At 46.3% G+C, this 15,246-nt stretch carries 15 protein-coding genes; 1 reads left to right on the forward strand and 14 read right to left on the reverse strand.

All coding sequences use genetic code 11. The features are described 5' to 3' along the window. Positions 1 to 103 precede the first annotated feature (103 nt). Positions 104 to 739: a transcriptional repressor LexA gene (lexA, locus tag QZQ29_RS03155; protein ID WP_296959525.1), complete on the forward strand. Its 636-nt coding sequence runs from the start codon at positions 104 to 106 to the stop codon at positions 737 to 739. Positions 740 to 822: 83 nt separating this feature from the next. Here the strand turns inward: lexA and QZQ29_RS03160 are convergent, their stop codons facing one another. From QZQ29_RS03160 to QZQ29_RS03225, 14 genes are all read right to left on the reverse strand, one after another. Then, positions 823 to 1,719, reverse strand: a complete 897-nt coding sequence (locus tag QZQ29_RS03160; protein ID WP_296959528.1) for a S1-like domain-containing RNA-binding protein — start codon at positions 1,717 to 1,719, stop codon at positions 823 to 825. After that, positions 1,694 to 2,050: a ribosome silencing factor gene (gene rsfS, locus QZQ29_RS03165; protein WP_296959531.1), complete on the reverse strand. Its 357-nt coding sequence runs from the start codon at positions 2,048 to 2,050 to the stop codon at positions 1,694 to 1,696. The genes QZQ29_RS03160 and rsfS overlap by 26 nt, the downstream gene beginning before the upstream one ends. Positions 2,051 to 2,071: 21 nt before the next feature. Then, positions 2,072 to 2,950, reverse strand: a complete 879-nt coding sequence (locus QZQ29_RS03170; RefSeq protein ID WP_296959533.1) for an LCP family protein — start codon at positions 2,948 to 2,950, stop codon at positions 2,072 to 2,074. After that, positions 2,937 to 3,524, reverse strand: coding sequence for a bis(5'-nucleosyl)-tetraphosphatase (symmetrical) YqeK (yqeK, locus tag QZQ29_RS03175; RefSeq protein WP_296959536.1), 588 nt, complete (start codon positions 3,522 to 3,524; stop codon positions 2,937 to 2,939). Before yqeK ends, QZQ29_RS03170 begins: the two co-directional genes overlap by 14 nt. Then, positions 3,514 to 4,134, reverse strand: coding sequence for a nicotinate-nucleotide adenylyltransferase (nadD, locus tag QZQ29_RS03180; protein WP_296959539.1), 621 nt, complete (start codon positions 4,132 to 4,134; stop codon positions 3,514 to 3,516). Before nadD ends, yqeK begins: the two co-directional genes overlap by 11 nt. After that, complete coding sequence (locus tag QZQ29_RS03185) at positions 4,119 to 4,274, reverse strand: hypothetical protein (RefSeq protein ID WP_296959541.1); 156 nt, start codon at positions 4,272 to 4,274, stop codon at positions 4,119 to 4,121. Before QZQ29_RS03185 ends, nadD begins: the two co-directional genes overlap by 16 nt. Positions 4,275 to 4,276: 2 nt before the next feature. Then, positions 4,277 to 5,419 (reverse strand): glutamate 5-kinase, encoded by a 1,143-nt coding sequence (proB, locus tag QZQ29_RS03190; protein WP_296959544.1) that lies wholly within the window; start codon positions 5,417 to 5,419, stop codon positions 4,277 to 4,279. Next, entirely contained in the window at positions 5,406 to 5,696 is a 291-nt protein-coding gene (yhbY, locus tag QZQ29_RS03195; RefSeq protein WP_296959548.1) for a ribosome assembly RNA-binding protein YhbY, read from the reverse strand. Before yhbY ends, proB begins: the two co-directional genes overlap by 14 nt. A 12-nt stretch (positions 5,697 to 5,708) precedes the next feature. After that, a complete protein-coding gene (gene obgE, locus QZQ29_RS03200; RefSeq protein ID WP_296959551.1) occupies positions 5,709 to 7,007 on the reverse strand; it encodes a GTPase ObgE in 1,299 nt (432 codons plus the stop codon). Positions 7,008 to 7,719: 712 nt separating this feature from the next. Continuing rightward, a complete protein-coding gene (locus QZQ29_RS03205) occupies positions 7,720 to 7,989 on the reverse strand; it encodes a hypothetical protein (protein ID WP_296959553.1) in 270 nt (89 codons plus the stop codon). Beyond that, positions 7,964 to 9,034: a PD-(D/E)XK nuclease family transposase gene (locus QZQ29_RS03210; RefSeq protein WP_296959556.1), complete on the reverse strand. Its 1,071-nt coding sequence runs from the start codon at positions 9,032 to 9,034 to the stop codon at positions 7,964 to 7,966. Before QZQ29_RS03210 ends, QZQ29_RS03205 begins: the two co-directional genes overlap by 26 nt. A 1,594-nt stretch (positions 9,035 to 10,628) precedes the next feature. After that, positions 10,629 to 11,612 (reverse strand): acyltransferase family protein, encoded by a 984-nt coding sequence (locus tag QZQ29_RS03215; RefSeq protein WP_296959560.1) that lies wholly within the window; start codon positions 11,610 to 11,612, stop codon positions 10,629 to 10,631. Between the two features lie 357 nt (positions 11,613 to 11,969). Beyond that, positions 11,970 to 13,649, reverse strand: coding sequence for a hypothetical protein (locus tag QZQ29_RS03220; RefSeq protein ID WP_296959563.1), 1,680 nt, complete (start codon positions 13,647 to 13,649; stop codon positions 11,970 to 11,972). Beyond that, entirely contained in the window at positions 13,639 to 15,222 is a 1,584-nt protein-coding gene (locus QZQ29_RS03225) for an NAD(P)/FAD-dependent oxidoreductase (RefSeq protein WP_296959566.1), read from the reverse strand. Before QZQ29_RS03225 ends, QZQ29_RS03220 begins: the two co-directional genes overlap by 11 nt. Between the last annotated feature and the right edge of the window lie 24 nt (positions 15,223 to 15,246).

Raw genomic sequence — 15,246 nt, forward strand, 5'->3', positions numbered from 1 at the left:
GAACTTTTCCTGTATAATAAATACAGGTTACTATATTTTGAATATGATGAGACCGTTTATCGATTATACTTCGGATATTTTATAGCATAAGGAAGGAATAAAAATGGCAGCAAAAAGATTAGGTAAGAACAGGGAATTAACAAGCCGTGAGAAAAGTATTCTGGAATTTATCCGCCAGAAGATTTATGAAGACGGATTCCCCCCTACTGTCCGTGAAATCTGCACGGCAGTCAATCTTCGTTCCACTTCTACGGTTCACGGATACCTGGCCCGGCTGGAGGAACTGGGAGTTATCAAGAGAGATCCTGCCAGCTCCAGAGCCATCGAAGTGGTAGGAGATATGTCCTGGCGCCACAAGAAAATGATCCCCATGCCTCTGGTAGGTGCTGTCCGCGCCGGTGAACCGCTGGTGGCCGATGAGCATTTGGAATCTGTCTTCCCTCTGCCGGCTGAAATGGTGGGCAGCGACAACAACTGCTTCATCCTGGTGGTCCGCGGGGACAGCATGATCAAGGCAGGCATTGAGGAAGGCGATTACCTCATCGTATCTGAACAGGACCATGCCCAGGACGGTGATATCGTTGTAGCCCTGGTAGGCAATGATGACGCTACGGTTAAGCGCTTCTACAAGGAAGATGACCATATCAGGCTGCAGCCGGAAAATGATGCTTATAAGCCCATTATTTCCAAGAATGTTACCATTCGCGGCAAGGTTATCGGTCTCTATCGCCATTTTTAAGAATGGAAATCCAGAAACTTCATACATGAAAAAACAGGAACCCTTCGGTTCCTGTTTTTTCATGCAGAGAATTCTGCTGAAAATTATATCAGTGTAATTTTGCCTTCCTTCATGGAAATCTTTTTTAATTTCAGAAGGTGCCCTACCGCCCGTTTGAAGGCTGATTTACTGATACCAAGGGATGCTTTGATAAGGGCCGGATCGGACTGGTCTGTAAAGGGAAGGCTGCCGTTATGGCGGTTCATATAATCAAGAAGAAGCTGCATATCTCCTTCCATGGATTTTTCTTTCTGCGGACGGAGGGAAATGTTCAGGTGCCCGTCTTTCCTGAGGAAGGTTACCCGTCCTGTAATTTCATCGCCCATGTGGATGGGTTTTACAATTTCATCCCTATGAAGGAATGCAATCCACCGCTTTCTGGTAATGAGGAAAATGCCGTCGCCCGTTTTGTTGTAGACCGTGCCGGTCACCATGTCCCCCACTTTGACGCCCTCCGCTGGAAGGGCAATTTTGCGGATGTCTTCATTCACTTTCATGGTCACCGCCAGACGTCCTGTTTTATCTACATACATTTTTACCCATATGGACTGCCCTGTTTCCACTCTTTCTTCCATCTGGGAAAAGGGAAGGAAAATGCCTCTTTCGGTACCAACATCAATAAAAGCGCCAAAGCGGGTGGTAAGCATAACCGGTGCATAGCCGATACCGCCTACCGGTATCTGGGGAAGGCGCATGCTGGCAGTGAGTCTGTGATGGGGATCGTGGTACAGGAAGACCTTCACCTTTTCTCCCACTTCCACAGGTCTTGTCTGCTGGCTGTGATGGAGGAGGATATCATCGGAGGTAGCTCCGGTTCCTGCATCCAGAAAGGCTCCCATGTCCGATGTTCTCTGGACAGTGAGCTCTGCCAGGGAGTTTTCCCGAAGGTGCATGGGCCCCAGACCTGAGTCATCGTTATTCATTTTCATCGCCGGTTTCATGGTATTCCTCTACAGGCGCTTCCTTCCAAAGGGTATCGAAATCATAGCGCCGTCTTTCTTCATCTGTGAAAATATGGACAATCACATCGCCAAAATCAAGAAGAATCCAGTCTCCTTCCTGGTATCCTTCCCGGCGGAGGGCATGCATGCCTATTTCTCCTGCCTTTTCTTCCACTTCATCCGCAGCCGCCTGTGCCTGTTTCTTATTTCTTGTGGTGGCCAAAATAAAATCGTCGGCAATGCTGGTGAGCCCCCGTACATTCAGTACACGGATGAGCACACTCTTTTTAGAAGACAATGCTTTGCAGATGATTTCAATATTTTTTTCCATTGATACAAACTCCTTTTCTAATTACCGGTTATCGGATCCTATGGTCTGGGCAATGGTTTTCTGCACTTCCACCGGATTAATAACCCATGTATCTACTTTGTTGATATTCTGCGTTTCCCCTGGAAGGATGGAGAACGTAAAGCTGTCTTTCGGGTACGACGAAAGCGTATAGGCCAGGGAAGCCGCTTCTCCATTGGTGATATTAGTTTCCTCCGCCGTCCAGGAATGGTGGAAGAAGAACCAGTTGTACAGGGCTGCATGGTCCTGCATTTCATGAATCATGGTTTTCAGGAAACGCTCCTGCCGCTGGATACGGTCGATTTCTCCATTCTTTTTATCAATATACCGTACATAGCCCAGCGCATTTTCGCCATCCAGGCTCTGGTAGCCCTGGCGAATCTGGATATCCGTCTCCCCTTCTCGGTTCTGGTGGTCCATGCCCTTTTCCACATACATGTCTACGCCGCCGATTTTATCCACATAGTTTCGGAAATTGGAATAGTCAAGAACCGCATATTTATCAATCCGCAGGTGAAGCAGGTTTTCCACGGCACTCTTTGTTTCCTCTGCTCCCCCTTCGGAGAAGGTGGTACGGATAAGCTGATTCTTCTTTTCCTGGCGGGCCAGCTTAGTATTGGGCGGAATGGAAATAAAGGTGACGCCCTTATCTTTGCTGTTCCATACTGTCAGAATCACTGCATCCGCCTCATTTCCCGCTTCCTTATCGGTCCCGATTAAAAGGTAGTAGGAAATCGGCGAATTTCCCGTATCCACCTTTCCCAGAAGGTAGGAAACTCCCTTGCCGATGCCGAAAATCAGGATAACCAGTGCACAGAGAGCCATAACAATGAAAAGGGCTAATTTTTTTATCCTGATTTTCCCATGTCTATTTTTTCTCATTCGCTGTCTCTTTCATCTTCAGAACTAAATCATTCCGTCCTATGAAGGTCAAATCATAAATATAGGCTTTCTGGTCAAGGAGATGGGAAATGGTTGAATCGTAGGCAGCAAGGAGAGCATCGTCAAGGTTTATTTCCGAAAGTTTTCTCAGGTTGTCTACGCCGGGAAAATCCCGGGACGGTTCGATGTAATCTGCCAGAAAAATAATTTTCTCCAGAAGGGTCATGTCAGCCCGTCCGGTGGTATGGTAATAAATGGCGCTTTGGATTTCTTTATCGCCAATGCCGTACTTTGTTTCAGCCAGGATACTGCCGGCAGGCCCATGAAGAAGGGCGCGGCTGGAAAGAAGGTATTTATCCGCCTTAAGGCCTGCTTTTTTCACAATGCGCTGCATATCCCCAAGGGAAAGCTCCTTGGCGCAGTCGTGGACCCATCCCGCCACATAGGCTTTCCTACTGTCAGCACAGTATTTTTCCGCCAAATGACGGGCCGTCTCCGCAACGCCCCGGGAATGGCGAAAACGCTTGGGAGAAAGGATTTTTTCTAAATCTTTCTGTATGTCATTAAGCTCCATGATTTTGTCCTTCATACAAATGATGGGATTGAATAAAAGAAATAACCCCGTCGGGTATAAAATAACGGACAGACTTATGCTGTCCCAGAAGATTTCTAAGGATGGTGGATGAAATATCCAGTTCCGGCGTCAGGAGGAAATGGATTTTTTCCTCACCCAGCTTCCCAAAATAGGCAACGGACCGGCGCAGCTTCTCTTCATTTCCCGGACGGCTGGCACATATGAAATGGCAGCAGGAAAGAAGCTCCCTGTTGTATTTCCAGGTAGGGAGGTCTGCCAACGCATCGGTGCCGCATATGAAATAAAATTCACAGGAAGGGTCCCACTCCTTCTTCAGGATATGAACCGTATCCACCGTATAAGATGGACCACTCCTGTCCCTTTCTACGGGGGACAGGGCAAAGCGGGGATTGTCCTTCACCGCTTCCTTGACCATGTTGTATCGGTCAAATTTGTCAATATGATGCATATCCTTATTAGGCGTGTCACCAGATGGGATAAAGATGACCTTTTCCAGACCGAATTCCTGCCATGCCGCTTCCGCAATCACAAGATGACCGATGTGGATGGGATTGAAGGAGCCGCCGAACAAGCCTATCCGTTTAACCATGCATACAACACCGCTTCCGAAAGAATAATGCACACCGTAAGGAAAAGGATGAGTTCCAGAATGTGGGACAGTTCAAAACGTCCCTTAGGGTGCTTCGTATAATAATAAATAAGCCATTTGGCTTTTTCTGAAAATTTCATGCTTATTTCATCACCAGAAGATTATCCCTGTGAATCACCGTATCATAGGGAGGTTCCGTTTTAAGGGCGTCCTTCAGCTGCTCTGTGTGGAGACCCTTAATAAGGGCAATATCGCTGCTGCTGTAGTGGGTAATGCCCCGGGCCACCTCATCGGCATCGCAGAACACAGACACCGTATCTCCTTCAGCAAAATCGCCTTCTGTTCCCAGAATCCCTACCGGAAGGAGGCTGGAGCCTTTGTTCATGAGAGCCGCACGGCAGCCTTTGTCCACAAAAATCTTTCCCTTCACCGCCGTACCGATGATGATATCTCTCTTTTTCAGCTGGGGATGGACATTTTCGCCCTTAAACCAGGTTCCCACATCTTCCCCGTCCATGATTCGTTCCAGCACTTCCGGCACGGTGCTTTTGGCAATGACCATGTCTATGCCGGAATGGACGCAGATTTCGGCTGCCTGGATTTTTGTATACATACCGCCTGTTCCCTGGGTAGAACCGGCGCCGCCGGCCATACGGAATATGTCACGGGAAAAAACGGGTACCTGATGGATGAGGCGGGCATCTTGATTCTTTCTGGGATCCGAATCGTAAAGCCCTTCAATATCGGAAAGAATAATGAGCAGGTCCGCTTCCGCTATACTGGCTACAATGGCGGAGAGCGTGTCATTGTCACCGATTTTGATTTCATCGGCAGTGACCGCATCATTTTCATTAATAATGGGAACGGCTCCCAGCTCCAGAAGGGAAAGAAGAGTGCCGTGCATATGAAGATACCGCTTGGAATTTACGGCATCTCCCTTGGTGAAAAGGAGCTGTCCCACCACATGGCCGTATTCACGGAATAAATGCTCATAAATATTCATGAGAAGGCCCTGACCCACAGCAGCGGACGCCTGCTTATAGGGAAGATAGGCCGGTTTTTCCTTAAAGCCCAATTCCGGGAAGCCGATACCGATGGCACCGGATGTCACCAGTATGACCTGGAAGCCCCGGTTCTTTAAATCGGAAATCTGCCGTACCAGGTGATCCATGAAGCGGAGATTCATTTTGCCATTGTCATAGGTCAGGGAACTGGTCCCCACCTTGACGACAATTCGCTTCATTCGAGGTATAGCTGCGCGGCATCCTTTATCAGGGGAGCTCATAATGAGATTTCTTTTCTTTCTGCTTGAAAAGTACACAGTTTCGTCCGATAATCTGTACGATTTCACAATCCAGCTTTTCCGCCAGAATGGAAGCGGTATCCCTGATATCTTCATCGGAGTTCTGGTTGATTTTGACCTTCACCAGTTCCCTTGCCAGAAGAACGTCCTCCACACTCTGCACCACGGCAGAAGTCATTCCTTCCTTCCCAATCTGCACATAGGCGGGAAGATTGACCGCCTCGCTTTTCAAATACTGTTTCTGCTTGCCTGTTAACATATATTCTCTCCCTTATTCACTCTCATCATCGGCGGAATCCCTGTTTTCCGCATAGGTAAATTCCACGCCGTACAGGTTCACCGTATCGCCTTCCCGGATGCCTTCCTTTTTCAGAAGTTTGTCAAGGCCCATGAAGCGCCAGGCCCTTTCGAAGCGGCGCATGGAAAGGTAGTCTTCGAAATTGGTCATGCTCACCAGTTTTTCTACCCGTTTGCCCTTGACGTAGAAAACACCATCTTTCTGTTCGATAAGGAATTCATCCTTCGGAACTTCATAAACAATGGCCTTTTCCGGGTTCTCAAAGGTCACATCGGGGACCTCCTGCAGGATTTTCCATGCAGCTTCCAAAAGCGGCTTCAATCCTTCGCCGGTCAAAGTGCAGACAGGGAAGAAAAGATAGCCCTCCCCTTCGATATCCTTCCTCAGTTTTTCCAGTTTCTCCGGATCCTCAATCAAATCGGTCTTATTGGCAGCTACAATCTGCTTCTTCTTCGCCAGTTCAGGACTGTACAGCTCCAGTTCATTATTAATAATATGGAAATCACGGAATGGATCCCTGCCTTCACTGCCGGCAGCATCCAGTACATGGATAAGTACCTTGGTCCGTTCCACATGGCGGAGGAATTCATCCCCAAGGCCTGTGCCCTGGCTTGCCCCTTCAATAAGTCCTGGGATATCTGCCATGACGAAACTCCGTTCCGCATCAAGGCTTACCACACCCAGAATAGGGTTGAGGGTGGTAAAATGGTAGGCTGCCACTTCCGGTTTTGCCCCCGAAACCTTGCGGAGCAGACTGGATTTGCCAACCGACGGGAAGCCAAGAAGGCCCACGTCCGCCAGAATTTTCAGTTCCAGCCTGATATTTTTTTCTTCTCCCGGTTCACCCTTTTCTGCATAGGTAGGTGCACGGACAGCGGAGGTGGCAAAGTGGGAATTTCCTCTGCCCCCATGGCCGCCTTTGGCCACAGTAACCTGCTGCCCGTCCTGGGTCATATCAGCCAGAAGCTCGCCGCTGCGGTCATCGTATACCATGGTGCCCAGCGGCACATCCACATACACATCTTCCCCGTTCTTGCCGAACATTTCCTTTGCGCCGCCATTGGCTCCTGCCTTGGCTGCAAATTTGCGATGCCGGCGGAAATTAATCAGCGTATTCAGACTGCTGTCTGCGCGGACAATCACGGAGCCTCCCTTGCCGCCGTCGCCGCCGCTGGGGCCGCCGCGGGGTACATATTTCTCCCGTCTGAAAGAAACCATGCCGTCTCCGCCGGCACCGGAGACAACAATTATTTTTGCTCTATCAATAAACATAATCATACCTCACTCAAAAAATGACAGACTATTACATTGTTATTATATCATGCCGGTGAAGGATAAAGGAAAAAGAAGTGTTACTATCTGCAGAAATAAACCGATATGCACAGAAAAAAGAAATTAGAAAACCGCAGTCCCCTCACGGGAAGCACTGATGAAGAAATCAGTACTTCTCCGGCAACTGCGGTTCCATTATGGAAGAATCGGTGGACCTGAAATCTAAGGGAGCACTAATTAATTGGCAGAATCGAATTTTATATGTATTTTTATCCAATGCAAGGAATCAGTCGACGCGAATAGCGGGCTATTTAAGGAGACTGATGACGCGGCATTGGACCAAAATCTATATGAAATTCGATTCTGCGGCTGAGTCAGTGCTTCCCCAGGGCATGAGTCTCCCGTCATTTCTGCAGGATTTAGACTGCATTTCCGGATTTCCCTGTGATTTTTTGTTTCTTTCTTTTGCCTGATCAGGCGAGGGAGTGAAAGCGGTTAACCCATGGACGCCGGCTCGTCATAAATCCATTCCCTATGGCCATTAGATCTTGGGAAAATATGATGAGCTTCTTTCCCTTCCTCAGGTCTTTCACATCCCTCTACTATATATATCGGAAAAATCGGTTTTATGTGAACGTCCTTTTGAAAATTTTTTATTTCACAGAAAAAGACCCTGCTCATCATGAGTAGGGCTTTTTTTATTGACAGAAAATTACCGGCTCACAGCCATACGGATTTCATCTCTTAACTCTTTCGGTATTCTGAGAGCATCCATGGCCTTGTCCGAACTCCAGCCGGTAGATATCATCAGATTTCTGACATCCTCAATCAATCTCTGCCTTGTTACGGATTCCGTTACTTCAGCGGTTACTCTCTCAGTTACTCTCTCAGTCACTCTCTCGGTTACTCTATCTACAATACCTTCACTCAGGTTGCACATGGTGTTCAACTCCAGCCTATTTTCCAAGGGCTTTACGGACATCAGCCCTCATTTCCGTGGGGACGTTCAGCGCATCCATGGCCTGGTTGATATCCAGCCTCAAATTGACCATCACATTTCTTACATCTTCAATTGTTTTCTGCCTTGTTACGGATTTGGTTACGGATTTGGTTACGGAGTCAGTTACGGATTTGGTTACGGATTTGGTTACGGAGTCAGTTACGGATTTGGTTACGGATTTAGTGACAGAATCGGTTACGGATTTAGTCACTCTTTCAGTTACTCTATCTACAATACCTTCACTCAAGTTGCACATGGTGTTCAACTCCTCTCTTTGTTCTTCGGTCAGATGAATGTTGTATCTTTCCTTCAATATTTCATTTCTTTCGTCGCCGGACATATTTTCTTTCCGGAATAGAAGCTGCAATAGCCCGATGAGGCGGTTTCTTACTTTTTCATCGCTCAGGTAAATCATGACCACATTCAGCAGGTCGTAGGATTTTTGATTGGCTTTGTACCGGTGAAGGAGATGCTCTTCTTTCATGCGGTAGCGGTTGATGGCGCTTTGGCCGTTGGGGGAATCCATACAGATGAAAATGCTGTAGACTTTCTTGATGTTGTTATAGTCGGATCCCTCAAATTCCCGTTTCTTTTGGCTGGACATGATGCGGCTCACATAGTACAGCGCCCGCTTCAGAATGTCGTAACCAAGGGTGGAGGCTTTCTGTGTTTTCTGGGCTTCCACGTTAATGATAAGGGTGATAAGGTCACCGGATTCCGGGGCTTTGGCGTGGAAAAGAATGTCAAAAGTGACCCAGCCTTCGGTGGGGCTCGATTCCTCATTCCGGTCGCCTTGAATCTTTTTAGTGACGGCATTGGTTTTGTCCTGGTTCAATGGAATCCGGCTGACTTCCGGTGTTCCTTCAATGTAGACATTGGCAATATCTTCTATGGAAGAATCCTTGAATTCGGAAACCGTGCTTTTCAGAATGTGGGCCAGTATGGATTTGTCGGAAAGAATATTCTTGGCGCTCTGGTCATATCGGGGCTCGCCGTAGCCCATGAGCCTGTCTTCTGCAGTGTCCATTTTCCACACCACCTCCTTCTATATTTATTTTATCATAGTTTGAAAAGTCTGTTTTTCAGAAGAGCTTTCTTCCCGACAGGTCATTCTGGGTCGGTCAGCCGACAATAGGAAGGCCCTTTTATGGGCAGGCTAAGGGCCAACTTCGGCTGACTTGGAGGTCCTATGCAGGACTTCCACACAGTGAAGAATCTTGGCACATGGAGCAAGTTGTATCAATGGTGGTAAATACCAGAGATGGGGGAGATTCCTCCACTTTGCTTTGCTGCGGTCGAAATGACAGTAGGGCAGGTAGCACTGGTATCATCCGCTTCCTTTCGGAATGACTATAAGCTGCCTGCCGCTGTGTCATCTCGAGCGGAGATACATGTCGGTATGGGAGTGGTGTGTCGTGATTCTATTGAAACTCAGAGTGGAGAGATCTCCGGCCACAATGAGGGCTGTACCATTACGGTGTGAGATTTCTCCACTCCACGTTGCTCCGGTCGAAATGACAGTGGGGCGGGTGTGGTCAGTGTCATTGCGGCAAGTGCTATTGAGGCGTGAGATTTCTCCACTTCGCTTCGCTGCGGTCGAAATGACAGTGGGGCAGGCAGCACGGGTATCATCCGCTTCCCTTCGGAATGAATATAAGCTGCCCTCTGCTGTGTCATCTCGAGCGGAGGGACATGTCGGTATGGGAGTGGTGTGTCGTGATTCTATTGAAACTCAGAGTCGAGAGATCTCCGGCCGCAATGCATCCTATACCATTGAGGCGTGAGATTTTGGTACCCCGCTTCGCTGCGGTCGAAATGACAGTGGGGAGGGAAGCACCGGCGTCATTCGTTTCCTTTTGGAATGACTGCAAGCTGCCCTCTGCTGTGTCATCTCGAGCGGAGGTACATGTCGGTATGGGAAGTGATGTGTCGTGATTCTATTGAAACTCAGAGCCCCGAGATTTCCGGCCATAATGCGTCCGGTACCATTTGGGAGTGAGATTTTACTACTCCGCTTCGCTGCGGTCGAAATGATAGAAAAAATGCCAATAAAAAACACCACAAGGAAACCCGGTGTCCAGTCTGCCCAATGAGTTCTGTGTCTGCATGGTCTACGGCCGCTGCTGTACCTGGGGAAGCTATGATTTTATTGCAGATTTTGATTTCATAAGAATTTTTATGGCATACTGCGTCGTAGAATTCCTTAAATAGGTTACTATTTTCGTCATTCTACTCCTTGTATGCCATAAAAATTCCAGAATAAAATCAAAAAGCAATAAAATCACAGCTTCCCCAGGGCATGAGTCTCCAGTCATTTCTGCAGGATTTGGACTGCATTTCCGGATTTCACTGTGATTTTTTTGTTTCCTTTTGCCTGATCAGGTGGGGGAGTGAAAGAGGTTAACCCATGGATTTTCAGCTCTTCATAGATACATCCCTATGGTCATCTTGGAAAAATATGATGGGCTTCTTTCCATTCCTCAGGTCTGTCCTATCCCTCTACTATAACTATATAAATAGCAAAAATCGCTTTTATGTGAACATCGCTGCAAGAGATTTTCTTAAGAGGTTTCTTTATCATGCTAAAAATTGTCAATAATGAGCCGTATGGTTCTTGATTTTCATGATTGGAATTTTATCATAGAGCTTTTTAGGCTATTATAGTTATTCAAAATAAGAGTTGATGCAGATATGCAAATGATTTTCATTAAAAATATGATTTCGTTGGCATGGCTGCCATGAATGAAGACTTCCCAAGGGAATAAATTCAACTCTAACGTGTGAAAACATAAAAACTTTAATGAGTTCTTCCCTACAAATCGAACAGGAGGTGAAATAAAAGGAATTTTATTAACAATATGCGATAGATTGAGAATGACTACAACGGCAGATAAACTGAATAAGAAATCCCATACCCCATATCTGAAATAATTGCGTACTAAATCCAACCAGCCGAATCCAAAGGAAATCCCTGATAACCAAATCATGGAGCAAAATAACAGTACAGGTGGATTTATTAATTTAGATAATAGTTTTTTCTCCCTGATAACAAACCCAATGTATAAGTATAGAGTGGCAGCCATACCAGCCTGTATGCTAAGAGGGAGCCATAGTTCTCTTGTAGAATATCCTAAAATAAACAGTCCGATTGCCGGAATGATAGGATATTTGAATTTCAGGCAGAAGTGCAGGAACAAAAATGCCCAGAACAGGGCTAAAAGAAACCATACAGCACCAATTAGGGGCAGATGTAAACCAAGAATAAGATGGCTTAGACCGGAACCATAAATTCCCGCTGTTATCCAGTATACAAAGGCCGTACTGATTTCTATGTTCTGCAGGTTATATTTTATGCATCCCAAGATTATCACAGCAAAGCAGGTATATAGATATGGCCTAATCAGACTGTTGGATTTTGCTTTTAGAAGTTCTGCAAATGGTTTATCAATGTAGAGAATCCCACTTATGACAAAAAACAGAGGCATGTGCCAGGAATATATCAGTCTCATGGTCAAATCGGGGATATTAAAATGGCCTATAATTACAGCAATGATACCAATGCCTTTGGCAGTATCAATCCAATCAATTCGTTTACCTTGGCTCATACTTGCAGGAACCCTCTTCCATAGGATTTTCCGGATATTACTATTTCAGAAGAGAATACTCTTCATCATATCCCAATACAGCAGATGCTTAGCCGGTGGTATCCCCGTTTACGCATTTATTCTCTGCTTTAGAAACGTTGATTAAACTGGATTTTTCCATTATAAAGCATTCAAGGGGGTTGTTGAAAGAGTTCTTTTCAAACTGAGTACTATATTTAGTATAGAGGGGGCTTTCTCTTTGTCAACGTGAAGGCCGCATCTGAAATTTTTTTGAAAAACTTTCTTTATCAAGCTAAAGAAGCCTGCTGCCGATACGTGGCAGCAGATTTTTGTGTTAAAAACCGGAAATTTGGGGTATTACTCCGGCTGATATTTATAGACCCGATATTTTTTACTTAGATTCTTTCGCTCTTTTTCACTGATAGAATCATCAGTGTCGGAGTCCCAAAGAAGAATGTAATCCTTATCGTTTTTCAGATAGGCATAGAGCGGGTCATTGGTGGTGGTGAGCAGGTGGGTGAAGTGATAACGTTTCATGAAGTCATGGTAATCAAGAGCACCGGATATCAAATTTACATATTCGGAAAATACATCTTTTTTATGATTTAATTTGGGAAGGAAAACTTCAGCTCTGGTATCCATGTAGCAGGGAAGCCCATGAAATTCGGCGTAAGGGCCCTCATCATAACCTGTCCAAAGGTAGACTGGTTTGCCAGCGCTGTCCTGCTGTATGATGTCTATACTTTTTTGTAAGGCAGGATTTACGAAGGGAGTATTGAAGTATAGATAAAATAATGGTACCAAAAGAAGCATCACCAGAGAGGAAAATAAATTGCGAGCGTTGCTTTTTAAACTTTCTGGAGTATGTCTCTGCTTAAACATAATATATCCACAGGCTATGGATAATAAAAAGATAAGGAATATGATAGTGCACAGGGGTATAAGTCTTTCGGAAGGAATTGTGTTTTTGAGAAAAATGCAAAATACACCTATAATGGCGGCAATGTGCATAAGTACCATCATCGGCCAGGTGTGCTTCCATGAAGTCACTGCTTGTGATTTTCTTCTGAAAGAATGTAGATGAAGAATATAGGCCAGTGGAAATATGCCGGCAATTAAGAAAAGGAAAATGCTGCGGATGGCAAGAAATGACATAAATGATGTACCGGCAAAGAGGAGTATACAGTGGAGAGGGAGCGGATTGCGGGCGTATATTACGATAAGAATAAGGATAATAGGCAGAATGATAGAGGCATAAGAATTAGGGCCTATTGATAAAGGATGCATTTCTGTAACGAGAGAGTTAATTCCTTCATAGCCGTAGGAGTGGAATGCGTAGGTCATAGCTTCTATGCCGTAGGGATTGATGAATCCTGCAATCAGGATGGGCAACCAGAGGAGGGCTGTATATTTCCATTTCCAAAGGAAACTATGCCGGAACCAGGGAATCCTGGCGCCAAAGATGGATTCAGCCGCATAGGGGAGAATAAAAACAGAAAGCATGGGCCACATGGCTGCGTGAATATTGATGAGCAGAAGTGAAAAAATAAAAAACAGACCATAGATTATCAGTGGTGGTCGTTCTCTATTTTTTAAATATTCTAGGACGTAGATTTCAATGAGGAAAATAAGACCGGATATGACCTGTGGCCTCTGGCAGAAATAAAATGACAGGAGTACGGTGGCACCTGCAGTAATCGTTCGAGACACAGCTGTGTCGTGATTGTCCACTAACTGGAGCAGTTTGTAGAAAATAAAGATAAATATAGCACCGGTAATCCAGTTGAAAAGGAGCATGCCCTGCATCTGTCCGATTTCATAAATCTTCCAAAGCCCCAGCGCAAAGAGCCACTGCTGCATGACGAAATGAAATCCTTCGTGAATAGTAAAAGGCTCGGTATGAGGGATTCCGTAGTTTTCTACATATCGTCCGGAGTTTAGGAGAAACCATCCGTCATTATCAAAGCGTGTGGTGAATAATAGAAGAATGGAAGCAATGAGGAGGATAAATAGAATGGATGAAATCTTATTTTTCATGGCTCTTCTCCTCCTCTGTGTTGATTTCCTGGTAATCGGTTTCCGTATTCACTTTCCATAGAGACGTTTTGTCGGTTCTGTTTTTATCGATTAACTTGACTGCTTCCATGGCGGTGAGCATGGAATGGTCCATGTTGTTATAGCGGTGCTGGCCATTCCGTCCAATGCAGTACAAGTTGGGAATGGTGTCCAGCTCCTTCTGCAGAAGTGGAAATTCTTTATAACTGCCGTAGTAGGCAGGATAGGCTTTCTGCATCCGTACCACATGACCTTCCTTCACAGCGCCAGGTCGGATGACGTGGATTTTCTGCAGCTCCTTTTCTGCAAAGGCAAGGAAAGCGGAGTCATCCATAGACCAGAGACTGTCTCCTTCCTGGCAGAAATATTCAAGGCCGATCCAGACGGTATGCATGGGGTCTTTCACCAGGTAGGGAGACCAGTTGTTGAAGACCTGGAGACGGCCGATTTTGACTTCCGGCTCCTGAATGTAAATCCAGCAGTCTGGAATGATATGGTTCAATGTTTTATGATGAGTATGATTTTCCAGCTCCAAACGGTCCACTAAGAGGCCGGCGGTCATGAAATCACGGTAGGGAAGGGCTTCGGCAGTCTGCTTTGCCTCTTTACGAATCCAGCCATCAGGCAGGGCCTGTACCAGGTCTTTGACCGGCATGCTGGAAAGAACGTAGTCCGCCTTGATTTCCTGAATCTTTCCTGCCCTGTCTTTATACAGTACGCAGGTGAGATTTTTATCATCAGTTCCTTTAAATCCCATGGTTTCCGCATTCATGCGGATTTCTCCGCCCAGACGGAGCACCTCATCCCGAAGGCATTCATAGAACTCACCGGGACCGTACTTGGGGTAGGAGAAACGTTCGATGAGGGAAGTCTGTACTTCTTTGGGCTGCAGGTGGAAGACCCGCTGGAAGAAATCCTTCAGTACGGCGCCGATGGAAATCCCCTTGATACGCTGGCTGCCCCAGTCGGCGGACAGGTTCTTCGGCGATTTTCCCCACACTTTCTCCGTGTAGCCTTCAAAGAATGTCTGGTACAGCTTTTTTCCGAACCGGTTAATCATGAAGTCTTCCAGTGTGACTTCTTTCCTCTTGTGGAAACAGGAATGAAGGTAGGAGAAGCCCATGCCGGTCATGCGGAAAAGGCCCAGATTCTTTATGGTGGTGGGATTTAAAGAAACGGGGTAGTCGAAAAACTTATGAAGATAAAGGATGCGGGACACCCGCTGGCGGTTCAGGAAGACAGCATCCTCTTTTTCAGGGTCCGCTCCGGCAGGATCCAGCTCACATTCCCGCTGAAGGATATGGTCATCCATGGCAGGGGCAGAGGCTCTGGGCATGATGGTGTCCCAGAGATTCTGCACCTCATGGCTTTTGGTGAAGAAGCGGTGACCGCCGATATCCATGCGATTGCCGGAAAAGTTAACGGTTCTGGAAAGACCGCCCACCATGCTGTCCTTTTCCAGAATCACGGGATGAATGTCTGTATGCTTCAAAAATTCATAAGCCGCCGTCAGTCCTGCAGGGCCGGCGCCGATAATCACAGCAGTTTTAGTCATTGAAATAGCCTTCCTGTTTTATTT

It is taken from the genome of uncultured Dialister sp. (assembly GCF_900538805.1).
GTDB lineage: Bacteria > Bacillota > Negativicutes > Veillonellales > Dialisteraceae > Dialister.

What these genes read in the sequence shown, in the direction of transcription:
- rsfS (WP_296959531.1), bottom strand. Translation starts at nt 2,050, where the DNA reads ATGGAAAAAAATATTGAAATCATCTGCAAAGCATTGTCTTCTAAAAAG.
- lexA (WP_296959525.1), top strand. Translation starts at nt 104, where the DNA reads ATGGCAGCAAAAAGATTAGGTAAGAACAGGGAATTAACAAGCCGTGAG.
- obgE (WP_296959551.1), bottom strand. Translation starts at nt 7,007, where the DNA reads ATGTTTATTGATAGAGCAAAAATAATTGTTGTCTCCGGTGCCGGCGGA.
- QZQ29_RS03170 (WP_296959533.1), bottom strand. Translation starts at nt 2,950, where the DNA reads ATGAGAAAAAATAGACATGGGAAAATCAGGATAAAAAAATTAGCCCTT.
- QZQ29_RS03160 (WP_296959528.1), bottom strand. Translation starts at nt 1,719, where the DNA reads ATGAAACCGGCGATGAAAATGAATAACGATGACTCAGGTCTGGGGCCC.
- QZQ29_RS03210 (WP_296959556.1), bottom strand. Translation starts at nt 9,034, where the DNA reads ATGGACACTGCAGAAGACAGGCTCATGGGCTACGGCGAGCCCCGATAT.
- QZQ29_RS03225 (WP_296959566.1), bottom strand. Translation starts at nt 15,222, where the DNA reads ATGACTAAAACTGCTGTGATTATCGGCGCCGGCCCTGCAGGACTGACG.
- proB (WP_296959544.1), bottom strand. Translation starts at nt 5,419, where the DNA reads ATGAGCTCCCCTGATAAAGGATGCCGCGCAGCTATACCTCGAATGAAG.
- yhbY (WP_296959548.1), bottom strand. Translation starts at nt 5,696, where the DNA reads ATGTTAACAGGCAAGCAGAAACAGTATTTGAAAAGCGAGGCGGTCAAT.
- QZQ29_RS03185 (WP_296959541.1), bottom strand. Translation starts at nt 4,274, where the DNA reads ATGAAATTTTCAGAAAAAGCCAAATGGCTTATTTATTATTATACGAAG.
- QZQ29_RS03220 (WP_296959563.1), bottom strand. Translation starts at nt 13,649, where the DNA reads ATGAAAAATAAGATTTCATCCATTCTATTTATCCTCCTCATTGCTTCC.
- nadD (WP_296959539.1), bottom strand. Translation starts at nt 4,134, where the DNA reads ATGGTTAAACGGATAGGCTTGTTCGGCGGCTCCTTCAATCCCATCCAC.
- yqeK (WP_296959536.1), bottom strand. Translation starts at nt 3,524, where the DNA reads ATGGAGCTTAATGACATACAGAAAGATTTAGAAAAAATCCTTTCTCCC.
- QZQ29_RS03215 (WP_296959560.1), bottom strand. Translation starts at nt 11,612, where the DNA reads ATGAGCCAAGGTAAACGAATTGATTGGATTGATACTGCCAAAGGCATT.
- QZQ29_RS03205 (WP_296959553.1), bottom strand. Translation starts at nt 7,989, where the DNA reads ATGTCCGTAAAGCCCTTGGAAAATAGGCTGGAGTTGAACACCATGTGC.